At 66.9% G+C, this 22,393-nt stretch carries 17 protein-coding genes; 8 read left to right on the top strand and 9 right to left on the bottom strand.

What is annotated here, in order from left to right:
* The coding region (locus GIW57_RS21625; RefSeq protein ID WP_236512807.1) for a DUF3011 domain-containing protein at positions 1 to 185 on the top strand (185 nt) is incomplete at its 5' end.
* 99 nt (positions 186 to 284) lie between these two features.
* Here the strand turns inward: GIW57_RS21625 and GIW57_RS21620 are convergent.
* The 3 genes from GIW57_RS21620 to blaL2 all read right to left on the bottom strand — a co-directional run bounded on the left by GIW57_RS21620 (position 285) and on the right by blaL2 (position 3,195).
* Positions 285 to 926, bottom strand: a complete 642-nt coding sequence (locus tag GIW57_RS21620; RefSeq protein ID WP_165377909.1) for a hypothetical protein — start codon at positions 924 to 926, stop codon at positions 285 to 287.
* A gap of 56 nt (positions 927 to 982) precedes the next feature.
* On the bottom strand, positions 983 to 2,197 hold the full coding sequence (locus tag GIW57_RS21615) for a cation:proton antiporter (protein ID WP_236512806.1): 1,215 nt from the start codon (positions 2,195 to 2,197) through the stop codon (positions 983 to 985).
* A gap of 83 nt (positions 2,198 to 2,280) precedes the next feature.
* Positions 2,281 to 3,195: a L2 family extended-spectrum class A beta-lactamase gene (blaL2, locus tag GIW57_RS21610; protein ID WP_100460141.1), complete on the bottom strand. Its 915-nt coding sequence runs from the start codon at positions 3,193 to 3,195 to the stop codon at positions 2,281 to 2,283.
* Between the two features lie 175 nt (positions 3,196 to 3,370).
* Between blaL2 and ampR the strand changes: the two genes are divergently transcribed.
* Positions 3,371 to 4,234: a LysR family transcriptional regulator AmpR gene (gene ampR, locus GIW57_RS21605; protein ID WP_100460142.1), complete on the top strand. Its 864-nt coding sequence runs from the start codon at positions 3,371 to 3,373 to the stop codon at positions 4,232 to 4,234.
* Positions 4,235 to 4,325: 91 nt separating this feature from the next.
* On the opposite strand, the gene GIW57_RS21600 is transcribed toward ampR, so the two are convergent.
* Positions 4,326 to 6,191, bottom strand: a complete 1,866-nt coding sequence (locus GIW57_RS21600; RefSeq protein WP_099820896.1) for an ABC-F family ATP-binding cassette domain-containing protein — start codon at positions 6,189 to 6,191, stop codon at positions 4,326 to 4,328.
* 334 nt (positions 6,192 to 6,525) lie between these two features.
* On the opposite strand from GIW57_RS21600, the gene GIW57_RS21595 reads away from it, so the two are divergent.
* Both GIW57_RS21595 and ybaL read left to right on the top strand, forming a co-directional pair.
* Entirely contained in the window at positions 6,526 to 8,913 is a 2,388-nt protein-coding gene (locus GIW57_RS21595) for a TonB-dependent receptor (protein ID WP_236512804.1), read from the top strand.
* A 169-nt stretch (positions 8,914 to 9,082) separates the two neighbouring features.
* Entirely contained in the window at positions 9,083 to 10,783 is a 1,701-nt protein-coding gene (gene ybaL / locus GIW57_RS21590; protein WP_236512802.1) for a YbaL family putative K(+) efflux transporter, read from the top strand.
* 509 nt (positions 10,784 to 11,292) lie between these two features.
* On the opposite strand, the gene GIW57_RS21585 is transcribed toward ybaL, so the two are convergent.
* Positions 11,293 to 12,579, bottom strand: a complete 1,287-nt coding sequence (locus GIW57_RS21585) for an aminotransferase class V-fold PLP-dependent enzyme (protein WP_236512800.1) — start codon at positions 12,577 to 12,579, stop codon at positions 11,293 to 11,295.
* Between the two features lie 180 nt (positions 12,580 to 12,759).
* Here GIW57_RS21585 and GIW57_RS21580 point away from each other — a divergent pair, with 180 nt between their 5' ends.
* The 3 genes from GIW57_RS21580 to GIW57_RS21570 all read left to right on the top strand — a co-directional run bounded on the left by GIW57_RS21580 (position 12,760) and on the right by GIW57_RS21570 (position 15,722).
* Positions 12,760 to 13,494: a response regulator transcription factor gene (locus tag GIW57_RS21580; protein ID WP_089236580.1), complete on the top strand. Its 735-nt coding sequence runs from the start codon at positions 12,760 to 12,762 to the stop codon at positions 13,492 to 13,494.
* Positions 13,491 to 14,780, top strand: a complete 1,290-nt coding sequence (locus GIW57_RS21575) for an ATP-binding protein (RefSeq protein ID WP_236512798.1) — start codon at positions 13,491 to 13,493, stop codon at positions 14,778 to 14,780. Before GIW57_RS21580 ends, GIW57_RS21575 begins: the two co-directional genes overlap by 4 nt.
* A 141-nt stretch (positions 14,781 to 14,921) precedes the next feature.
* Positions 14,922 to 15,722, top strand: coding sequence for a MipA/OmpV family protein (locus GIW57_RS21570; protein WP_236512796.1), 801 nt, complete (start codon positions 14,922 to 14,924; stop codon positions 15,720 to 15,722).
* Between the two features lie 79 nt (positions 15,723 to 15,801).
* Here GIW57_RS21570 and clpB read toward each other — a convergent pair whose 3' ends face one another.
* Complete coding sequence (gene clpB / locus GIW57_RS21565) at positions 15,802 to 18,387, bottom strand: ATP-dependent chaperone ClpB (protein WP_236512794.1); 2,586 nt, start codon at positions 18,385 to 18,387, stop codon at positions 15,802 to 15,804.
* 180 nt (positions 18,388 to 18,567) lie between these two features.
* Complete coding sequence (locus GIW57_RS21560) at positions 18,568 to 19,383, bottom strand: DUF3014 domain-containing protein (RefSeq protein WP_236512792.1); 816 nt, start codon at positions 19,381 to 19,383, stop codon at positions 18,568 to 18,570.
* A 149-nt stretch (positions 19,384 to 19,532) separates the two neighbouring features.
* On the opposite strand from GIW57_RS21560, the gene GIW57_RS21555 reads away from it, so the two are divergent.
* Entirely contained in the window at positions 19,533 to 20,243 is a 711-nt protein-coding gene (locus GIW57_RS21555; protein ID WP_236512790.1) for a glutathione S-transferase, read from the top strand.
* A gap of 59 nt (positions 20,244 to 20,302) precedes the next feature.
* On the opposite strand, the gene GIW57_RS21550 is transcribed toward GIW57_RS21555, so the two are convergent.
* Together GIW57_RS21550 and GIW57_RS23835 are read right to left on the bottom strand one after the other, a co-directional pair.
* Positions 20,303 to 21,910, bottom strand: coding sequence for a hypothetical protein (locus GIW57_RS21550; protein ID WP_236512788.1), 1,608 nt, complete (start codon positions 21,908 to 21,910; stop codon positions 20,303 to 20,305).
* A gap of 214 nt (positions 21,911 to 22,124) precedes the next feature.
* The coding region (locus GIW57_RS23835; protein WP_157804824.1) for an integrase core domain-containing protein at positions 22,125 to 22,393 on the bottom strand (269 nt) is incomplete at its 5' end.

Genomic DNA, 22,393 nt, shown 5'->3' with positions numbered 1-22,393 from the left:
ACACCGTGACCTGCAGCAGCAACAACAACCGCCAGCAGAGCTGCAACTGGGATGAACGCCAGGGCCGGCCGGTGCTGCAGCAGCAGCTGTCCGGCAGTGCCTGCCAGGAAGGCCGGACCTGGGGTTACTCGCGCGGCAACGTGTGGGTCAGCAATGGCTGCCGGGCGCGCTTCGGCACGCGTTGAGGGCAGGGTCGGATCCCTGGCCGACGGCCAGGGCTCTGCCCCTTGGATGCGTGCAATGCTGTGGTCGGAGCCCTCCACAGGAGGGATCCGACCCCGCAATCAGGGTGCCGGCGAAGCCTGATCCCCCCAGGGGGCGGGCGGCAGTGCGACCGGCTTGCTGAGGTCGAACTGGACCCGGAATCGACGGCCCTCCGGACGGGTCAGCTCATAGACGAAGCGCTGGTCCGGCTCGATCTCCATCGCCCACGTGTTGTGGGTTGAAGCCAGCATGTCGGCACGACGGAACATCGCCACCGATTCGCCGTCGGCGGGGAACTGCTGGCGTTCGGCGGTGCCCGGCGGCTTGCTGTCGCCGCCGTACAGGGTGATCGCATCGGGGCTGCCATCGGCATGGCGGTGGTCGTGCTTCAGGCGCACGCCGTGCTCGGTGCGGGTCAATACCCAGGTGCGCGAATGGTCATCGCCCACGTGGAACGGGATGCGCAGCTCATGCCCCGGGTCGGCACAGCCACGCACGTGCATCACCAGCTTCTGCCCGGCAAAGGGATCGTTGCCGGTGGGCGCCGGCGTGTCCTCCACCACCTTGCCCTCGTAGGCCTGGCCGCAATGGGCTGCGATGGCGGCCATGAAGGCGTCGGCCGGCGCGGTCGCCAGATCGTGGTTGACCGTGTGCGATGGCTGCGAGCAGGCGGCGAGGCCGAGCAGGGCGATGGCGGAAGCAACAGCGGCGATCGGTTTCATGCCCCAACCCTAACGGCCATGGCCGATGCGCGCAAACCGCACTCCCTGGATCTGCCTCAGCGCTCAGTTGCAGGGGCCGCGGCAACCACTTCCGTCGCCGCCACCGGCGCATCTTCACCCTGCCCTGCCGGCTCCTGCTCCACCGGATCGACATCGAACGGCGTGCGGAACACCAGCGAGGGCAGCAGCGTGGTCAATGCGGCGTACAGCAGCAACGCGCCGAACAGCACCGCCGGAATCTGGAAGCGATCGCGCATGATCGCGGCCAGCACCAGGGTGAAGATCAACGTCGGTGCCAGCGCCAGCGACACACGCAGGCTGCTGCGGAAGCTTTCGCCGAACATCACGCGGCGCTGCAGCCAGACCACCGCGATGCGCAGCGGCAGCACCACCAGGGTGATGACGATGCCCAGCCCCAGCGCTTCCCAGCTCAGCGCTTCGCTGGGCACCTTGGTGCCGGCGTTGAAGAAGTAGAACGGTACGAAGAACGAAGCGAACAGACGCAGCGCATGCAGGTTTTCGTGCGAGGCCAGCAGCGGCATGCGCTGGTGCAGCAGGCGGGCGACCAGGCCGGCGATGAAGGCGCCGACCAGGTAGTACACGCCCAGCAGGTAGGTGATGTAGGCCGCCACCATGCCGACCATCACCAGCAGCGAGAATTCCGAGCCCGGCGCATGCGGCGCGACCCAGCGGCCGAGCGCGATGAACAGCAGTGGCAGGCCGATCATCATCGCCAACAGCGCAAGGCTGGACAGTGCCATATGCCCAGGATCGCCGGCCTGCAGCACGATGAACAACGCCGCCAGGGCCAGCAGTTCACCGGCGATGGCCTTGCTGGTGACCCAGAACCGCTCGTCCTCGCTCAGCCCCAGCCGCGACAGCGAATCCATGATGAAACCGGTGGACGGGGTCAGCAGCGCCAGCGCCAGCAGCCCCGCTGCCTGCCATGGCAGACCGGCATAACGCCAGGCCAGCCAGCCGACGCCGAACAGGGTCGCGCTGCGGATCAGCAGATGCGCCAGCAGCGGCCACATGCCGCGCCGCAGGGCCTGCAGGTCCACTTCCAGGCCGGCGAACAGGAACAGCGAAGAGATACCCAGCGTGGCCAGCAGTCCGATGACCGTGTCGTGCGCCTGGTCGCCCAGCCAGAGCATGCCGATGATGCCGAACAGCAGGCAGGTCAGGGGCGCGGGCAGGCTGAACCGCTGCAGCGCGCGCGGAATCACCAGCAGCGCGAAGATCAGCAGCAGGTAGACCAGTTCATGACTCATCGGGGACTTCCGTGTGGATCGAAGGCGCGCAGGATGCGGGTTCGCGCACCGTGGGGCAAGCCGCCGATGAAGAACCCGTTGCCTCAGCCGATCAACTGGTCGGCGATCCGACCCACCTGCGCCAGCACGGCCGCTCGCTGTTCCTCGTCCACCGAAGCACCCTGCAGATAAGCGGTGATCACCCAGGGCGTGCCGCCCGCACGCGGCCACAGCACGGCAATATCGTTGCGGGTGTCCTCGCCGTTGCTGCCGGTCTTGTCACCCACGCGCCAGCGCTTGCCCAGCCCTGCGCGCAGGCAGGCGTCACCGGTCTGGTTGTCGATCAGCCAGTCGGCGAACTGCTGGCGCGATGCGGCGGAGAGACCATCACCCACGGCGAACCGTGCCAGGCTGGCAGCCATGGCCGCCGGACTGGTGGTATCGCGCGGATCGCCTGCGGCGAAGCGGTTCATGTCCGGCTCGTAGCGGTCGTTGCGGGTCACGCGGTCGCCGTGGTCGCGCAGGAAGGCGGTCAGTGCCGCCGGCCCGCCGGTCACCCCCAGCAGCAGGTTGGCCGCGGTGTTGTCGCTGGTGGTCAGGGTGCCGCGGCATAGGTCGCGCACGCTCAGGTCCTTGCCGACGTGGCGGCGGGCCACCGGGGCGTAGGACAGCAGGTCCTTCTCGGCGACCGGGACGCGGGTGTCGAGCGAGAGGCGACCGGCGTCGGCCAGGCTCAGCACATGGGCCACCAGCATCGACTTGAAGGTGCTGCACATCGGGAAGCGCTCGGTTTGGCGATGCCCGCCGATGCGGCGGCCGCTGCCGGTGTCGAGCACCGTCACGCCCAGCCGGCCGCCGCTGGCCTTTTCCAGCGCGGGGAAATCGGCGGCTCCGGCAATGGCGGCGGGCGTGGCCGGCGCAACGGCCGCAGGCGTGGCGCTCCGCGCCAGTGCAGGCGCGAGCAGGGAGGATGCGAGGGCGGCACCAGTGAACTGCAGGAATCGACGGCGAGCGTACATGGATGGGCTCCGGTAAACGTGCCCGATTATTGGAAGGGATGACGTAGGGCCACCAGCGGGAATTTTCAGGGACAGGCATGAGGTAAATTGATGCCTGTCAAAAAGAAGATCACGCCACGATGGGGGTTCGATCTGTCAAGCTAGGATCAGCCATCACCACACCTCACACCTGTCCATGCTCCACCCCACCCTGCCGCTGAATGCGCTGCGTGCCTTCGAAGCCGCGGCCCGGCACCAGAATTTCACCCGCGCGGCCCTGGAACTCTGTGTCAGCCAGGCCGCGCTGAGCCACCAGATACGCGGGCTGGAGGACCGTCTGGGCGTCCGCCTGTTCCATCGCCTGCCCCGCGGCGTGGCGTTGACCGAGGAAGGAGCAGCGCTGTACCCGGTGCTCAATGAATCCTTCGAGCGCATTTCAGCCAGCATCGCCCGCTACACCGGCGGCCCGGCACGGGAAGTGCTGACGATCGGGGTGGTCGGCACCTTCGCCACCGGCTGGCTGCTGCCGCGGCTGGCCGCGTTCGACGCCGCGCACCCGGATATCGAGCTGCGGCTGCAGACCCACAACAACCGCATCGACCTGGCCGGTGAAGGCCTGGACCTGGCGATCCGTTTCGGTGATGGCGACTGGCAGGGGCAGACCTGCACGGCGATCCTGGACGCGCCGTTCGCGCCGTTGTGTGCACCGGCACTGGCACGGCGGCTGAAACATCCGCGCGACCTGGCGGCCTTGCCGCTGCTGCGTTCGTACCGCAGCGACGAATGGCCACGGTGGCTGCAGATGGCCGGGGCCAACGGCGTGGAAGCACGCGGCCCGGTGTTCGATTCGTCGTTGACGCTGGCCGTCGCTGCCGCCGGTGGCGCAGGCGTGGCCTTGCTGCCACTGCGCATGTTCGAGGCGGACCTGGCCGAGGGCCGGCTGCTGCAACCGTTTGCCACCACGCTGGAACTGGGCCGCTACTGGCTGACCCGGCTGCGCTCACGCGCAGAGCGGGAACCGGCCAAGCGGTTCCGCGAATGGCTGCAGGCGCAGGGATGAAACACGTGCGCCGCGGGTAGCGCCGGGCCATGCCCGGCGAGCGCAGCGGATGGGAAAAGCCGCCGGGCATGGCCCGGCGCTACCGATGGAATCAGGATTCCAGCAGTTCCATCCAGGCCGCTTCGGCCTTTTCCAGCTGCGCGGCGGTGGCTTCGCGGTCGCGGCCGAGCACCGCCATGCGCGTGGCATCGGCATAGTTGCTCGAGTCAGCAAGCTGCCGGTCCAGTTCTGCCAGCACGCCTTCCAGCTCGGCGACCTTGGCTTCGGCACTGGCCAGTTTGTGCGGGTTGACCGGCTTCTTCTGCACCATCTGCGCGACCGGTGCGGTCTTGACCACCACCGGCTCCTCCACCTGCTCCATGCGTACCTTGGTGCCCTGCGCCTGCGGGCGCGTGCGCAGCCAGGCAGCGTACGCGTCGAGGTCGCCGTCGAACGGTTCGACCACGCCATCGGCCACGCGCCAGAAGGTGTCGCAGACCAGGCCGATCAGATGGCGATCATGCGAAACCATCACGATCGCGCCGTCGAAATCGGCCAGGGCTTCAGCCAGCGCTTCGCGCATTTCGAGGTCAAGGTGATTGGTCGGTTCGTCCAGCAGCAGCACGTTCGGCTGCTGCCAGGCGATCAACGCCAGCGCCAGGCGTGCGCGCTCGCCGCCGGAGAAGCCGTCCACCGGTTCGAAGGCACGGTCGCCCGGGAAATTCCACTTGCCGAGGAAATCGCGGAACGACTGGTTCGGTGCATCCGGGGCCAGGTCGCGGAAGTGTTCCATCGGCGACTGGCCTTCATGCAGCGACTCGACCGTGTGCTGGGCGAAGTAGCCGATGCGCAGGTCCGGATGGGCGGCGCGCTCGCCGGCGATCGGTGCCAGTTCGCCCACCAGGGTCTTCACCAGCGTTGTCTTACCGGCGCCGTTGGGGCCCAGCAGGCCGATGCGCTGGCCCGCTTCCAGGCCGAAGCCCACGTTGTGCAGGATCACCGAGTCACTGCCGTAGCCGGCCTCGACGTGGTTCAGGCGGATCAGCGAGAACGGCAGCTTGGCCGGCGGCGCAAACTCGATACGGAACTCGCGCTCGGCGCGCACCGCCTCGGTACCGGCCAGCTTGGCCAGTCGCTTCATCCGGCTCTGCGCCTGCGCTGCCTTGCTGGCCTGCGCCTTGAAACGGTCGATGAAGCTCTGCAGATGGGCGCGCTCGGCCTGCTCCTTCTCGTGCGCGATCTGCTGCTGGCGCAGCTGTTCGGCGCGCTGGCGTTCGAAGTCGGTGTAGCCGCCCGGGTAAAGCTTGGCGCCACCACCGTGCAGGTGCAGGGTGTGGGTGGCGACGTTGTCGAGGAACTCGCGGTCATGCGAGATCAGCAGCAGGGTGCCCGGGTACTTCAGCAGCCACTGTTCCAGCCAGTACACCGCGTCCAGATCCAGGTGGTTGGTCGGTTCGTCGAGCAGCAGCAGGTCGCTGGGCATCATCAGCGCGCGGGCCAGGTTCAGGCGCACGCGCCAGCCGCCGGAGAACGAGGACACCGCGCGGTGGTGCGTTTCCGCCGGGAAACCCAGGCCATGCAGCAGCTTGCCGGCGCGCGCTTCGGCGTCGTAGGCGTTCAGCTCGGCCATGCGCGTATGCGCCTCGGCCACCGCTTCCCAGTCTTCACGGGCGGTGGCTTCGGCCTCGGCAGCCAGCACGGCGGCAACCTCGACGTCACCGCCCAGCACGAAGCTCAGCGCCGGGTCCGGCAGCGACGGGGTTTCCTGGGCGACGCTGGCGATGCGGATCTTGCCGGGCAGGTCGACGTCACCCTTGTCGGCCTCCAGCTCGCCCTTCACCGCCGCGAACAGGCTGGACTTGCCAGCGCCGTTGCGGCCGACCACGCCTACCCGGTAACCGGCATGCAGAGTCAGGTCGACATTGGACAACAGCAGCCGCTCGCCGCGGCGCAAGGCGAAATTACGAAGCGAAATCATGGGGGGAGGCGTCCATATAACCGAATGGAATGTGCTGGTAAGCACTGTTCCTGCGACGCAATTCTAACGTTAACGAATACTTGACGCGCCCCGGGATGCGCGGCGGGCGACGTTCCTCTCTCCCACGTCCTGTCCGCGCGCCTCCCGGGCCCCTCCCCCGTCACTGCCCCGTCGCAGCTAAATGGTTGCTGCTGCAACGTTTTTTCTGATGACCGGCATTTGACAGGCGCTGAATATCCCGTTAATTCCTGTATTGCGCACCGCAACAACCGTCGTCCGCTCACCCCCGTGATGTCGATTCCGGTGCCATCCCGCCAACCGGAGCCCCCTCCCGATGACCCGCAAGACCAGCCTGATCGCCGCCGCCGTCGCTGTCGCACTCGGTGGTTCTCCGTTCGTTGCCGCCGCCCAACAGGCCGGCACCGCCGCCAACACCCTGGATACGGTGATCGTCACCGGCACCCGCGTGGCCGACCGAACGGTCGCCGAATCGCAGTCGCCGATCGACATCATCACCCCCGAGATCCTGCAGTCCACCGGTACCGGTGAGCTGGCCACGGCGCTGTCGCGCGCCCTGCCGTCGCTGAACTTCCCGCGCCCGGCACTGACCGACGGCACCAGCGGTGTGCGCCCGGCACAGCTGCGCGGCCTGTCGCCGGACCAGGTGCTGGTGCTGGTCAACGGCAAGCGCCGCCACACCTCGGCGATGATCAACGTCAACGGCAGCATCGGCCGTGGTTCGTCGGCGGTGGACATCAACGCGATTCCGATCGCCGCCATCGAGCGCGTCGAGGTGCTGCGTGACGGCGCCTCCGCACAGTACGGTTCGGATGCCATCGCCGGCGTCATCAACATCGTGCTGAAGGGCAGCGGCAGTGGCGGCAGCCTGGCCGTCGACTACGGCCAGTATTCGGCCGGCGACGGCAACAAGTACCAGCTGTCCGGCGATACCGGCGTGGAGTTCGGCAACGGCCGTGGCCGCGTGCATGTGGCCGGCCAGATCAGCCAGCAGGACGAGAGCGACCGCGCCGGCCCGTACCGCGGCACCACGCCGAACACCGGCAACTTCCCCAGCGTTGGCCAGACCACCTTCATCGTCGGCGACCCGAAGGTCGACGCCACCGCTGCCTCGGTCAATGCCAGCTTTGATTTCAGCGACCACGTGACCGGCTATGCGAGCGCGCTGCTCAGCAACCGCGACATCACCTCGTTCGCGTTCTACCGTTCGCGCAACCACAGTGGGCAGAGCGCGCTGCTGGCGCAGACCTACCCGGACGGCTACGTGCCGCAGATCAACCAGTACTCCAAGGACCGCTCGCTGGTGGCCGGCGTCAAAGGCAACACCGACAACGGCTGGACCTGGGACCTGAGCCTGAACCACGGCGAGAACACCCTGGATTTCCACACCCGCAACAGCATCAACTACAGCCTGGGCGCGACCAGCCCGCGTTCGTTCTACGACGGTACGCTGAAGTACCAGCAGGACATCTTCAACGCCGACCTGACCAAGTCGCTGGACTGGGGCCTGGCCTATCCGGTCACGCTGTCCTTCGGCGGTGAGTACCGTCGCGAGAAGTGGGACCAGAACCCGGGTGAACTGAACTCCTACACCGGCACCGGCGCGCAGGGCTTCGCCGGCTTCACCCCGACCAACGAAGTACACACCGACCGCCACAACTACGCGGTCTATGCGGGCCTGGAAGCGGACCTGACCGAGAAGTTCTCGGCCGGCATCACCGGCCGCTACGAGGATTACTCGGACTTCGGCGACCGCTTCTCCGGCAAGCTGTCGGCGCGCTACGCGTTCACCGACAAGGTCGCGCTGCGGGCAACCGCCTCCAGCGGCTTCCGCGCACCGTCGCTGCCGCAGCAAGGCTACCAGGCGGTGACCAGCCAGTTCACCAACGGTGTGTTCGTCGAACGCGGCACCTTCCCGACCACCAGCCAGGCCGCGCAGGCGCTGGGCGCTTCGCCGCTGAAGGCGGAGACGTCCACCTCCTACAGCCTGGGCCTGGTACTGCAGCCGATCGACCGCCTGTACGTCACCGTCGATGCGTATCAGATCGACATCGACAACCGCATCGCGCTGTCTTCCAGCATCACCACCAACGCCGCTTCCAGTGCGCTGCTGTCCGGGCTGGGCCTGCCGCAGGTCACCGCGTTCTCGTACTTCACCAATGGCCTGGACACCCGCACCCGCGGCGTCGACTTCGTGTCCAGCTACACCGTGCCGTTCAGCGCCAGCAGCCTGGAATTGACCGCGGCGTACAGCTACAACGACACCGAAGTACAGCGCGTGGGTGGCACGCCGGCGGTGTTCGGCACGCTGGGCCTGACCCAGTCGCTGATCGGCCGCGATGAGATCGGCCGCATCGAAGACAGCTACCCGCACGACAAGACCATCCTCAGCGGCACCTGGCGCTCGGACCACTGGGAGCTGGGCCTGGCGGCGACCCGCTACGGCAAGTTCACCGTGCGCAACTCGGCCACGGCCGCGCGTGACCAGACCTACGGCGACAAGTGGGTGCTGGATGCTTCGGCCAGCTACAAGCCGAGCGCGAACTGGACGCTGACGGTGGGTGCCGACAACCTGCTGAACGAGTACCCGGACCGCACCGAGGATCTGCAGAACTCGACCTTCGGCATGCTGCCGTACAGCAACTACTCGCCGTTCGGCTTCAATGGCGCGTACGTGTATGGGCGGATCAAGTACAACTGGTAAGCGGTAGCGGGCGCGCCGGGCCCTGCCCGGCGGCTGCCCTGGTAGTGCCGGCCGCTGGCCGGCAACAACGCGCGGGCACCCGCAGGCCACGAATCATGGCCTGCGGGTTTGCCGTATCTGGCCGCATCGGTGAAAATCGGGGTACCCCCCCTGTTTTCTGCGAGAGCCGATGCACCATGACACCGACCTGATCAACATCGTTGCCGTTGGTCTCGGGCTCGCCTTCATCTTCGGCGCGCTGGCCAACAAGCTCCGCTTGTCTCCTCTGGTCGGTTACCTGGTTGCTGGCATCTGCGTCGGTCCGTTCACTCCGGGCTTCGTCGCCGACCAAGCGTTGGCCAACCAGCTGGCCGAACTGGGCGTGATGCTGCTGATGTTCGGCGTCGGCCTGCACTTCTCGCTGAAGGACCTGATGGCGGTCAAGGCCATCGCCATTCCCGGTGCCATCGGCCAGATCCTGGTCGCCACCCTGCTCGGCTGGGGGCTGGCGGCGCTGATGGGCTGGCCGGTCATCCACGGCGTGGTGTTCGGTTTCGCGCTGGCCACGGCCAGTACCGTGGTGCTGCTGCGCGCGATGGAAGAGCGCCGCCTGCTGGAAACCCAGCGCGGCAAGATCGCAGTCGGCTGGCTGATCGTCGAAGACCTGGCCTGTGTGCTGGCACTGGTGATGATGCCGGTGATGGCCGGGGTGTTCGGGCCCGACGCGGCCAACGAACACCACACCATCGGCAGCGTGCTGGCCAGCATTGGCTGGACGTTCGTGCAGCTGGGCCTGTTCGTTGCAGTGATGCTGGTGGTCGGCCGCCGGGTCATTCCGTGGATCCTGGAGCGCATCGCCGGTACCGGCTCACGCGAACTGTTCACCCTGTCGGTGCTGGCGATCGCACTCGGCGTGGCGTTCGGTTCGGCGATGCTGTTCGGCGTGTCGTTCGCGCTGGGCGCGTTCTTCGCCGGCATGCTGCTCAATGAGTCCGAACTCAGCCACAAGGCGGCCAGCGATTCACTGCCGCTGCGTGATGCATTCGCGGTGCTGTTCTTCGTCTCGGTGGGCATGCTGTTCAATCCCGGCATCCTGATCGAGCACCCCTGGCAGGTGCTGGCTACGGCCGGCATCATCATGTTCGGCAAATCGGCGGCGGCCTTCTTCATCGTGCGCGCGTTCGGCCATCCCACCGGCACCGCGTTGACGATCTCGGCCAGCCTGGCGCAGATCGGCGAGTTCGCCTTCATCATCGCCGGCCTCGGCGTGACCCTGAAGATCCTGCCGCCCACCGGCCAGGCGCTGGTGCTGGCCGGCGCGCTGATCTCGATCATGCTCAATCCGCTGGTGTTCGGCCTGCTCGACCGCTGGCTGTTGAAGCACCAGGAAACCACGCCCACCGCGGTGGAGACCGAGCTGCCGCCTGGGCCGTCGCTGGACCTGCACGACCATGCCATCGTCATCGGCTACGGCCGCGTCGGCAGTGCGCTGGCACAGGTGCTGCGCGACCGTGGCGTGCCGGTGATGATCATCGACGACAACAAGGAACACGTGGCCGAAGCACATGCGGCCGGCCTGCCCGGCATCCGCGGCAGCGCCGCTTCGGACAAGGTCCTGGCCGAGGCCCATCCCGAGCGCGCGAAGATCGCGGTGCTGGCGATCCCGCAGCCGCTGGAAGCCGGTGAGACACTGGCCAAGCTGCGTGCGATCAACCCTGACCTGACCCTGCTGGCGCGCGCGCACAGCGATGCCGAAGTGAAGCATCTGCTTGAACACGGTGCCGACGGTACCGTGAGGGCGGAGCGCGAGCTGGCCTACTCGCTGGCCGAAATGGTGATGGCGACCCCGCCGTATCGCAACCTCGGGCAGCACAGCATTCCGGTGGTGTGAGGGGTGTGCGGCAGGGCTGCGCCCTGCACCCTGCACCCGCGGTAGTGCCGGCCGCTGGCCGGCAACCGCAACGGCAACGGCAACAGCAAAAGCTGGCTTCCTGTGGGTTGGCGGGGTGGGTCCGGTTGCAGGGGACGCCGTGAATCCGTCCATGGAGGCTCGGTCGCGCCATCCATGGCGCTCACGCCCCTGCAACCGGACCCACCCCGCCTTCGACAGATTTCCGCGATCTGCTGGAATGGCATGGCCTGATCTTGGTGGGTGTCGACCTTGGTCGACACGTCGATCGACGTCATGCGTGGATGCTTGTCGTCGGACTATTGGATTTCGATTGAGATTCATCCACGTATGGCGTGGATCTACCGGGGTGGGTTGCGCCCAAAAGAATCCCCGGCCGACCCGCATCGGCCGGGGATGATATCGCCACGCCCTTGGAGAGCGTCTCTACCGTAGCGCGTTCCTACGGCGGTGGTGATCGCCTGTGGCGATGACAACCAAGCCGGCGGCTATCAGGCGTCATCCAACGCCTGCTCCAGGTCAGCGCGCAGGTCGCCGATGTGCTCGATGCCGATCGACAGGCGCACGGTGTCCTCGCTGACCCCGGCCCTGGCGAGCTCGGCCGCATCCAGCTGGCGATGGGTGGTCGACGCCGGATGGGTGGCCAGCGACTTCGCATCCCCCAGGTTCACCAGCCGGGTGAACAGCTTCAGTGCATCAAGGAAACGCGCGCCGGCAACACGCCCGCCCGGCAGGCCGAAGGTCAGCACGCCGGAGCCGTGGCCGCCCAGATAGCGCTGCGCCGCCGCGTGTTCGGGGTCGTCGGGCAACCCGGCATAACGCACCCACGCCACCTTCGGATGCGCGCGCAGGTACTCCGCCACGGCCAGCGCATTGGCATTGATCCGCTCCATGCGCAGGGCCAGGGTCTCGATGCCCTGCAGGATCAGGAAGGCATTGAACGGTGACAACGCGGCGCCGGTATTGCGCAACGGCACCACCCGCGCACGGCCGATGTAGGCCGCCGCGCCGAGCGCTTCGGTGTAGACCACACCGTGATAACTCGGGTCGGGCTGGTTCAAGCGGGCGAAGCGTTGCGGCTGCGCCGTCCAGTCGAAACGGCCCGAGTCGACGATCGCCCCCCCCAGACTGGTGCCGTGGCCGCCGAGGTACTTGGTCAGCGAGTGCACCACGATGTCGGCGCCATGTTCGAACGGGCGCAGCAGGAACGGCGTGGCTACCGTGTTGTCGACGATCAGCGGCACGCCTGCCGCATGCGCGACCTCGGCGATCGCGGCAATGTCGGTGACGTTGCCGCGCGGGTTGCCGATCGACTCGACGAACACGGCCTTGGTGCGCGCATCGATCAGGGCTGCGAACGCAGACGGGTCGGCCGGATCGGCGAAACGCGTCTGGATGCCGTACTGCGGCAGTGTGTGCGCCAGCAGATTGAGGCTGCCGCCGTACAGCGCGCTGGCGGCGACGATGTTGTCGCCGGCCTCGGCAATGGTCTGGATCGCATAGGTGATCGCCGCCTGCCCCGAGGCCAGTGCCAACGCGCCGATGCCCCCTTCCAGTGCCGCCACGCGCTGCTCCAGCACGTCGGTGGTGGGGTTCATGATGCGCGTATAGATGTTGCCCGGTACCTTCAGGTCGAACAGGTCCGCTCCGTGCTGGGTATCATCGAATGCGTAGGCCACGGTCTGGTAGATCGGCACCGCCACCGCGCGGGTGGTCGGCTCGGGACGGTAGCCGCCGTGCACTGCCAGGGTTTCCAGTTGCCACTGCGGATCGCTCATTGCGCCAGGCTCCATCCGGGGAAACGCCCACCATAGGCCTGCCTTCGACCGCCACTGAGAGCCGCTGGCGATGACGCCAGTACCGGCGGTTATCAGGTTGCCCGGGATTCAGGCAGACGTCATGGGCCATTGCTAGGCTTCGCCGCCGGGCCCTTCGCCCCGGACAAGGACGCCCTACCGATGCAGCCCTCCCCGTGGACTCCCGCCGCCGGCACCCCGACCCAGGTGCTGCTGGTCGAGGACGACCGCCGCCTGGCCGAGCTGGTCAGCGACTATCTGCGCGAACATGGATTTGCCGTGCAGCACGTGCCGCGTGGCGACCTGGCCAGCGCGGCCTGCCGCCAGCACGCGCCGGAACTGGTGGTGCTGGACCTGATGCTGCCTGGCCTCGGTGGCATTGATGTGTGCCGGCAGATCCGCAGTTTTTCCGACGTGCCGATCCTGATGCTGACGGCGTGCGAGGACGATATCGAACAGGTGCTGGGCCTGGAGTCCGGCGCCGATGACTACGTGCACAAGCCGATCGAGCCGCGCCTGCTGCTGGCACGCCTGCGCGCGCTGCTGCGTCGTCGCCATGGCAGCGGCCCTGCCGGCGTACCGTGCCGGCTGATGCATGGCGAACTGCTGATCGATCGCGTGCAGCGCGAGGTTCACCTGCATGGGCAGCCGGTGGAACTGGGCACCACCGAATTCGAAATCCTCTGGCTGCTGGCCAGCCAGCCCGGGCAGATCCTCTCGCGCGACCAGATCCTGCAGGCGGCACGTGGTATCGGCTTCGATGGCCTGGACCGCAGCGTGGATGTCTGCATCGGCAAGCTGCGCCGCAAGCTGGGTGACGACGCGCGCGAACCGCGCCGGATCAAGACCGTCTGGGGCCGTGGCTACCAGTTCAACCCGTCGGCCTGGTCGGCGTGAAGCGCCTGTTCCTGTGGTTGTGGTTCGTCACCGGCGCTTGCCTGCTGGTGTCGGTGTTCAGCCTCAACCAGCTGCTGGACCGCATCTACACGCCCCTGCAGGAACGCGTCTTCGTCGAACAGGTGCGCGGCCAGGTGTATGCGCTGCGCAGCGGACTGGCCGGTCTGGACCGCCCGCAGCAACAGCAGCGTCTGGCGCAGTGGCAACCACACTACGGCGTTGCCCTGTCGCTGCTGGATGCACCGCCACAGCTCGATGACGAAGAGCGCAGTACCCTGCGCGGGGACGGCTTCATCGTCCGCGACCGCTACCAGCAGGTCCTGCTGCCCATCGATGGTGCTGACGGACGCTGGCTGCAGCTGCGCTTTCCCGGCGAAGTGCAGATGACGCTGTACATGACCGTCGCCGCGTACCTGTGCATCCTGCTGCTGGTCGGCGCTTGCCTCTATGCGTGGGTACGCCTGCTGTGGCGCGACCTGGAGGCGCTACGGGGTCATGCAGACCGCATCGGTGCCGGCGACCTGCAGGCGCGTGCGCAGGTATCGCCGCGTTCGCAGATCCGGGTCATCGTCGAGCATTCCAACCGCATGGCAGCGCGCGTGGCCGAACTGGTGCAACGGCAGCGCGATCTTACCCATGCCATTTCCCATGAGCTGCGCACGCCGATCGCACGCCTGGCCTTCGGCCTGGATCTGATGCAGGACAGCAACGATCCGGCGCGGCGGGCACACCTCGCTGCCGGCCTGCATGGCGACCTGGCCGAGCTCAACCGGTTGGTCAGCGAGCTGCTGGCGTACGAGCGGCTTGAGCATCCCAACGATGCCGAACCCATGCAACGGATCGAAGCAAACAACTGGCTCCAGGCCTGCATGGAAGACGCGCGCCGCGATGCCGAGCGCGCGGGCCTGGTGCTGCAGGTGTGGCCCAGTGCGTTGCCACGCGTGGATGCCGAGCCGCGGCTGCTGCAGCTGGCCCTGAGCAACCTGGTCGGCAACGCGATGCGTTATGCACGCACCCGTGTGGAGGTGTCACTGGTCAGCGTGGCCGGCAAGGCCTGCCTGCGCGTGGACGACGATGGCCCCGGCATCGCCGAAGCTGATCGCGAGAAGGTGCTGCGCCCGTTCACTCGTCTGGATGACAGCCGCAGCCGCGACACGGGTGGCTTCGGCCTGGGCCTGGCCATCGCCGGGCGCATCGCGGTTCGTCACCACGGAGAGCTCCGCGTGGGGCGCGCGACCCTCGGTGGCGCGCGCCTGGAAATGCACTGGCCAATGGCTGCCAGCTGAACGGCACAGGCCGCGCTTACAGTTGCTTACAACTCCCGCACAACTGCGGACGGATTGGTCGCCGGCGTCCCGCCACGCTGGCGACCCTGCAGCACGCGCCGGATGCGCGCGCTGCACTTCCTCCCAATGTAGAGAGTTGCCATGTCCCACCTTCGCCGTTTCCCCACCCTGCTCGGCTTGGTCCTGTTGCCCTTGTTCGCAACGTCCGCAGCGCATGCCAAGGATGACCAGTGGACCTTCGAGCTTGCTGCTGGCGGCGGTGTCGCCCCGCGTTACAGCGGCAGCGAGGAATTCCAGGCCGCGCCGACACTGTCCTTCGATGTGACCTCGCCGGGCGGTTGGTTTCTGGGCACCAGCGGTGCGGGTTGGGGTACGGCGATCGGCGAACACACCCGCGTGCGTGCCTACGTCGGTGGCAGCGGCAGCCGCCGCGAGAAGAACTCGATCCTCGGCGGCTCGGACTTCCTGCGTGGCATGGGTGATATCGATACCCGGCCCCTGGTCGGCCTGGCGGCTGGTTATACGCTGGGTGAGGCGGTGCTGAGCGGTTCCTGGCAGTACACGCTGAAAGACGACGACAAGGGCGACAACGGCCTTGCGACCCAGCAGATCCATCTGAACCTGGAGATGCCGTTGTTCGATCTGGCCGGTGGCGTGGTCAGCGGCAGCGTCTCCACCGACTACGGCAACCGCGGTTACATGCAGACCTGGTATGGCGTCAGCCCTGACCAGGCCGCTCGCACCGGTTTCGCCCAGCACAAGCCCAAGGCTGGTCTGGTCAGCGCCGGCCTGGGCATGAAATGGAGCCATCGCGCCGGCCGCAACGGCAACTGGTACATCGCCGTGGAAGGCACCCGCCTGCTGGGCGATGCGGCCGACAGCCCGATCGTGCAGAAGGCCAACCAGTTCGGCTTGATGACCGGGTATACGCACCGGTTCTGAGACTTGCCGGCAAGCGCCGGAGGCGGCCGGTCGCTATAACGGAAACGGGGCGCTGCAATCATGCAGCGCCCCGTTCGGCTCAGGCCTTGGCGAACACCAGATGGCCGCCGTCGTTGCCCACTTCGATGGTATCGCCGTTAGCGAAGGCACCGGACAGGATCTGCTGCGCCAACGGGTTTTCCAGCTGTGCCTGGATCGCACGCTTCAGCGGACGCGCACCGTACACCGGATCGAAGCCAACGTTCCCGAGCAGATCGAACGCCGCGTCGGACACCATCAGCTTCAGGCCACGCTCGGCCAGACGCTTTTCCAGGCCGCGCATCTGGATGCGCGCGATCTGCTTGATCTGCTGCTTGTCCAGCGGATGGAACACCACGATGTCGTCCAGCCGGTTGATGAACTCCGGACGGAAGTGCGCCTGCACCACGCCCATCACCGCCGCCTTCATCTGCGTGTAGGCCTCCGGTGTGTCATCGCCACTCATGTCCTGGATCTGGTGCGAACCCAGGTTGGAGGTCATCACGATGACGGTGTTGCGGAAGTCCACCGTGCGGCCCTGGCCGTCGGTCAGGCGACCATCGTCCAGCACCTGCAGCAGGATGTTGAACACATCCGGATGCGCCTTCTCCACCTCATCCAGCAGGATCAGCGAATACGGGCGACGGCGCACGGCCTCGGTGAGGTATCCACCTTCCTCGTAGCCCACATAGCCCGGGGGCGCACCGATCAAGCGTGCGACGCTGTGCTTCTCCATGAACTCGCTCATGTCGATGCGGATCATCGCGTCGGCACTGTCGAACAGGAACTCGGCGAGCGACTTGCACAGTTCGGTCTTGCCCACGCCGGTCGGGCCCAGGAACAGGAACGAGCCACCCGGTCGATTCGGATCGGACAAGCCAGCGCGCGAACGACGCACTGCGTCGGACACCACCTTGATCGCCTCTTCCTGGCCGACCACGCGGTTGTGCAGCACCTCTTCCATGCGCAGCAGCTTGTCGCGCTCGCCTTCCAGCATCTTGTTGACCGGGATGCCGGTCCAACGCGAGACGACTTCGGCGATCTCCTCGTCGGTGACGCGGTCCTGCACCAGCTTGAAGTCGTGGTTCTCCACTTCCTGGGCGGCCGCCAGCTGCTTCTCCAGCTGCGGCAGCACGCCATACTGGATCTCGCTCATGCGCGCGAAATCCTGCCGGCGCTGCGCCGACTCCAGTTCAACCTTGGCCTGCTCGACCTGTTCCTTGAGCTTGGTCGTGCCCTGCAGCGCGGCCTTCTCCGACTTCCAGACCTCGTTCAGATCGGAGAACTCGCGCTCCAGCGCGTCGATATCGTTTTCCAGATCGGCCAGACGCTGCCGCGAGGCATCGTCCTTTTCCTTCTTCAGCATCTCGCGCTGGATCTTCAACTGGATCAGGCGACGCTCCAGCCGGTCCAGTTCCTCCGGCTTGGAGTCGATCTCCATGCGCAGGCGTGAAGCGGCTTCGTCCATCAGGTCGATGGCCTTGTCCGGCAGCTGGCGGTCGGTGATGTAGCGGTTGGACAGCGTGGCCGCGGCGACGATGGCCGGGTCGGTGATCTCCACCCCGTGATGCACCGCGTACTTTTCCTTCAGGCCGCGCAGGATCGCGATGGTGTCCTCCACCGTCGGCTCACCCACGAACACCTTCTGGAAGCGGCGCTCCAGCGCGGCATCCTTCTCGATGTACTTGCGGTATTCGTCCAGCGTGGTCGCACCGACGCAGTGCAGCTCACCGCGTGCGAGTGCGGGCTTGAGCATGTTGCCGGCATCCATCGCGCCGTCGGCCTTGCCCGCGCCGACCATGGTGTGCAGCTCATCGATGAACAGGATGATCTGCCCTTCGCTCTTGGCCAGGTCGTTGAGCACGCCCTTCAGGCGCTCCTCGAATTCGCCGCGGAACTTCGCACCGGCGATCAGCGCGCCCATGTCCAGCGACAGCACGCGCTTGCCACGCAGGCCTTCGGGCACTTCGTCGTTGATGATGCGCTGGGCCAGGCCTTCGACGATGGCAGTCTTGCCCACGCCGGGTTCGCCGATCAGCACCGGGTTGTTCTTGGTACGACGCTGCAGCACCTGGATGGTGCGGCGGATTTCCTCGTCGCGGCCGATCACCGGGTCGAGCTTGCCGCTCTCGGCACGCGCGGTCAGGTCGATGGTGTACTTCTCCAGCGCCTGCCGCTGTTCCTCGGCGTTCTCCGACTGCACGTTCTCGCCGCCACGCAGCTTGTCGATGGCGGTCTGCAGGCGCGCCTTGTCGGCACCGGCAGCGCGCAGCGCCATGCCCAGCGTGCCACCGTCTTCCAGCGCGGCCAGCACGAACCACTCGCTGGCGATGAAGGCATCGCCCTGCTGCTGTGCCAGCTTGTCGGTGTGGTTGAGCAGGCGGTTGAGATCGTTGCCGATCGACAGGTTGCCGGCCTGGCCGGACACCTTCGGCAGCGCTTCAAGCGCCTCGTCCAGGCGCTCGCGCAGCACCGGCACGTTGACGCCGGCCTGGGCCAGCAACGGCCGGGTGCTGCCGCCCTGCTGGTCCAGCAGGGCACTGAAGACATGTACCGGTTCAATGATGCTGTTGTCGCGGCCTACCGCCAGCGACTGCGCGTCTGCCAGCGCCTGCTGGAAACGCGAGGTGAGCTTGTCCATGCGCATTGCGGAACCTCATCGGTCATCTTGGCCGGCCGCGCCGGCGATGCTGGAAAGATGCGGTTGCCCCACCCGGTTTCAAGGGTGGCTGCGACTGCATTCGAAGGCCAGTCAGCCTGCGGCCAGCATGCCGGACGGGGTGTTGTCGGCGCGTTGATCCGGATCAGATCCGCACGATGGGGGCTCTCAACGGGTGATCGCGCCCCGGATCGCCCGCAGCTGCTGCTTGACCGCCCGCGCCTGCGCCGCGTCCATGCGCAGCAAGGCCTTCTGGCCGATCGAACGCGACTGCAGGGTGGCATCGACGAAGCGGTAGCGTCCGCGCTCATCGCGCTCCACCAGCGGTGCTTGAGCCAGCTCAGGGGTGTCCAGCAGATGATCGATGACTGACACCAGGCGGTCATTGAAGTAGCCATTGGGCTTCCCCAGATCGACGTAGGCCTGCTGGATCAACGGATAGAAGCGCTTGTAGGCCATGGCCGCCGCCGCCGGGTCAAGCGCCGTGAAGGCCTGCACATAGGGCGCATAGCGCGCGGCATTGGCCGCAGCGATACGTTCGCCGCCCTCTCCCTGCTCCACCTGCAGGCTGCCCGGCAGCGGCCGAGCGGCCAGCGCGGTAGGCGGCACACTGGCCTTGTCCAGGTTGTCGATCTGGGTGACCAGCCGCTGGATCAGGTGATCACGCAGCAGCGCAGTCAACGCACCCTCGCCCTTGAACAGTTCGCTCAATGCGCTCCAGGCAGCGGCATCGCTGTCAGCCAGCTTCGGCAGCGCCGGATCGGCGGCCGCCTCCGAATCCAACGGATGCCTGATCGGCGGTGGTGCGGGGTCCTGGGTAGCAGCGGGCTTCGGTGCAGCTCCTGCCGCCGTCGGGGTGGATTGCACTGGCACCGATACGCCATCTGCCAGGCCCTGCAACTGGTCGCGGAACAACCATGTGCCCGCGCCGCCCACCACCACCACGCCCAGAACCCAGGGCCAGACCGCTTTTCCACTCTGCATGATGCAGTACCTCGCTTTTCACCTGCATGGACAAGGTGTGACTCCCCTCGTTCGGCAGGGTTCCCCATCCATTCCGCTGGCGTTGTGGTTCACGCCTGCTTTGCGCGGTACGCGCGACCCTGTTGTTCTTGCCTGGTGGAGACGTCTTCATGCAGTACGCGCTGTACTACTGGACCGGCATCCAGGGCCGTGGCGAATTCGTGCGGCTGGCGCTGGAAGATGCCGGCGCCGACTATGTCGACATGGCGCGGGTGCATGGCGATGCCGTGATGCAGCCGTTCCTCGACGGCCACAACGAAGGTGCGCAACCTTTCGCGCCACCGTTCCTGAAGGCCGGGCGACAGGTCATCGCACAGGTTGCGGCCATTCTCGATTTCCTCGGCCCGACGCTGGATCTGGTCCCGCAGGCCGCCTCGCGGCGCATGCAGGCGCTGCAGTGGCAGCTGACCATCGCCGATCTGGTGGCCGAGGTGCACGACACCCACCATCCCATTGCCGCGTCGAAGTACTACGAGGACCAGAAGACCGAAGCGAAGGCGCGCGCAGCAGCGATGCGCGGTGAGCGCCTGCCGAAGTTCCTCGGCTACTTCGAGCAGGTGCTGAAGGCCAACGGCGGTCGCCACCCGTTGCGCGAACACTCCTACGTGGATCTGTCACTGTTCCAGCTGCTGAGTGGGCTGGACTACATGTTTCCGCGCCGCATGCAGGCGCTGTGGCCCACGTTGCCACTGCTGCGCGCGTTGAAGGATCGGGTGCAACAACGGCCCGGCATCGCCGCCTATCTCGCTTCGGAGCGGCGGCTCGCCTTCAACAGCAACGGCATCTTCCGGCATTACCCGGAGCTGGATTCAGAGCGGTAGTGCCGGGCCATGCCCGGCGGCAACGCAACCCAACGCCGGGCATGGCCCGGCGCTACCGGTCAATGGGCGTTTTCAGCCAGCGGCTTCACCGCCTGCTTCTGCAACGACAGCAGCCCCAACAGGATGGCCAAGGCCACATACGCGCCGGCGAACTGCCAGCTGATGACACGGGCCAGCCCCTGCAGATCCCACGGCAGGTAGATGCCGCCGCGCGGATCCACCGAATGGATCAGGCCGAACAGGGTGAGCACCGCGGCCACCAGCAGGAAGCCACAGGCGCGGCGCAGGCGGCCATCAACCATCGCCGCGACGGTGGCGATCCACAGCATCGAGGTAATGATGAAGCCGTTGCCCAGCGCGAAGATCACCGCCAGCTCCGGCAGGCCGTGGCCATCGACGTGGGTCAGCAGTGCGCCCATCTGCTCGGCAGGAATCCAGCCCGGCGCCTTGATCGCCAGCAGGTAGGCCGCCGACGGCAGGAAGCCCAGCACCATCGCGCCGGCATGCTGGCGCGGCGTCGCCTGGAACGCCTGGGTGGTGATGTCGATCGACACGTACACGATGATCGGCGCCAGCACCGCCAGCGGCAGCCACTGCACCAGCCCGGAAATGATGCCGAGCATGCCGCCGATGCCGACGAACAGGCCGGTCAGCAGCGTGTAGCCGCTGCGCGCGCCCATGTGCTTGTAGGCCGGCTGACCGATGTATGGCGTGGTCTGTGCAACGCCGCCACAGACGCCAGCGACCAGCGTGGCCACCGCTTCCACCAGCAGGATGTCGCGGGTGCGGTAGTCATCGCCGGCCGCGCGCGCGCTCTCGGAGACGTTGATGCCACCGACCACCATCAGCAGGCCGAACGGCAGCAGCAGCGGCAGGTAGGTCATCGCGGTCGGCAGGCCCTCGATGAAGCCCAACGTCGGCAGCGGCAGTACCACCTGCGGAGGCACCCAGGCCGGAATCTGGAAGCCGGGCACACCCAGCCCGGCCAGGCCAAGCCCGTAATACAGGACGGTGCCGAACACGAACGCCAGCAGCACACCGGGGCCACGCAGCGGCAGCTTGCCCTTGGCGATCAGCACGTACAGCAGCAGGCCCAGCGTGGTGAAGCCGACCAGCGGCGAGCGCAGGGTTTCCAGCAGCGGCAGCAGGCCCATCAGCACCAGTGCGATGCCAGCGATGGAGCCCAGCAGCGCGGCACGTGGCAGCGCGCGGGTCACCGCTTCACCGAAGAAGGACAGGATCAGCTTGAGCACGCCCATGATGACCAGCGAGGCCATGCCCAGCTGCCAGGTGGCGATGGCCGCGGCATGCGGGTCCATGCCCTGCTGCTTGAAGGCCAGGAAGGCCGGGCCCAGCACCAGCAGTGCCATGCCGATGCTGGTCGGCGCATCCAGGCCCAGCGGCATGGCGGTGACGTCGTCGCGCCCGGTACGTGCGGCCAGGCGCCGTGCCATCAGGGTGTACAGCAGGTTGCCGACCAGCACGCCCAAGGCGGTGCCGGGGAACATGCGGCCGAAGACCACGTCGGCGGGGAACTGGAACATCCCGACCAGGGCCATGGCGATGAAGCCGAGGATGGAGAGGTTGTCGACGACCAGGCCGAAGAAGCCGTTGAAGTCGCCAGCGACGAACCAGCGGCGCGGCGCGGTGGAAGCGGGAGCGGACATGGAAGGGGTGGTGGGGGTGGGGACCGCCGATGGTAGGCCCAGCGGGGCCGGCGCGCCAATTCCCGCGTGGAATGATGGGTTCCAGCCAACGGCGGAGCCCCTCGTGGTTGGTCGCCGGAAGCAGCCCATCGGAGTAGACCGGGCGGGGTGGGCTGCGCAGGACACGCAGTAAACCTGTGGTGGTCAAGTACTTCTGGACACTCCCAGAGGGAGTTCAGGCCACCTGCACTTCACGGAGCGCAGGTGGCACAAGGCCGTTGGCACTGTGCAGCCGACGGTGGTTGTACCAGTTCACAAATTGTTCGATGTCTGCTGCAGCCTCCTGTCGAGTGGGATATTTGGAGTACAGCCACTCCCCTTTGAGGGTGGCAAATACCCGTTCCACCACCGCGTTGTCCCAGCAATTCCCCTTCCGGCTCATGCTCTGGGTGATGCCGTTGTCGCGCAGGATCTCGGCCATCGCGTGGCTGGTGTATTGCCGCC

It is taken from the genome of Stenotrophomonas sp. PA-6-5C (genome assembly GCF_021605635.1).
Classification (GTDB): domain Bacteria; phylum Pseudomonadota; class Gammaproteobacteria; order Xanthomonadales; family Xanthomonadaceae; genus Stenotrophomonas; species Stenotrophomonas lactitubi.
The sequence above is the reverse complement of the archived record's forward strand: the minus strand, read 5'-3'. Positions and strand labels throughout refer to the sequence as shown.

What these genes read in the sequence shown, in the direction of transcription:
- clpB (WP_236512794.1), bottom strand. Translation starts at nt 18,387, where the DNA reads ATGCGCATGGACAAGCTCACCTCGCGTTTCCAGCAGGCGCTGGCAGAC.
- ybaL (WP_236512802.1), top strand. Translation starts at nt 9,083, where the DNA reads ATGCACCATGACACCGACCTGATCAACATCGTTGCCGTTGGTCTCGGG.
- blaL2 (WP_100460141.1), bottom strand. Translation starts at nt 3,195, where the DNA reads ATGTACGCTCGCCGTCGATTCCTGCAGTTCACTGGTGCCGCCCTCGCA.
- GIW57_RS21585 (WP_236512800.1), bottom strand. Translation starts at nt 12,579, where the DNA reads ATGAGCGATCCGCAGTGGCAACTGGAAACCCTGGCAGTGCACGGCGGC.
- GIW57_RS21560 (WP_236512792.1), bottom strand. Translation starts at nt 19,383, where the DNA reads ATGCAGAGTGGAAAAGCGGTCTGGCCCTGGGTTCTGGGCGTGGTGGTG.
- ampR (WP_100460142.1), top strand. Translation starts at nt 3,371, where the DNA reads ATGCTCCACCCCACCCTGCCGCTGAATGCGCTGCGTGCCTTCGAAGCC.
- GIW57_RS21580 (WP_089236580.1), top strand. Translation starts at nt 12,760, where the DNA reads ATGCAGCCCTCCCCGTGGACTCCCGCCGCCGGCACCCCGACCCAGGTG.
- GIW57_RS21570 (WP_236512796.1), top strand. Translation starts at nt 14,922, where the DNA reads ATGTCCCACCTTCGCCGTTTCCCCACCCTGCTCGGCTTGGTCCTGTTG.
- GIW57_RS21615 (WP_236512806.1), bottom strand. Translation starts at nt 2,197, where the DNA reads ATGAGTCATGAACTGGTCTACCTGCTGCTGATCTTCGCGCTGCTGGTG.
- GIW57_RS21550 (WP_236512788.1), bottom strand. Translation starts at nt 21,910, where the DNA reads ATGTCCGCTCCCGCTTCCACCGCGCCGCGCCGCTGGTTCGTCGCTGGC.
- GIW57_RS21595 (WP_236512804.1), top strand. Translation starts at nt 6,526, where the DNA reads ATGACCCGCAAGACCAGCCTGATCGCCGCCGCCGTCGCTGTCGCACTC.
- GIW57_RS21555 (WP_236512790.1), top strand. Translation starts at nt 19,533, where the DNA reads ATGCAGTACGCGCTGTACTACTGGACCGGCATCCAGGGCCGTGGCGAA.
- GIW57_RS21620 (WP_165377909.1), bottom strand. Translation starts at nt 926, where the DNA reads ATGAAACCGATCGCCGCTGTTGCTTCCGCCATCGCCCTGCTCGGCCTC.
- GIW57_RS21600 (WP_099820896.1), bottom strand. Translation starts at nt 6,191, where the DNA reads ATGATTTCGCTTCGTAATTTCGCCTTGCGCCGCGGCGAGCGGCTGCTG.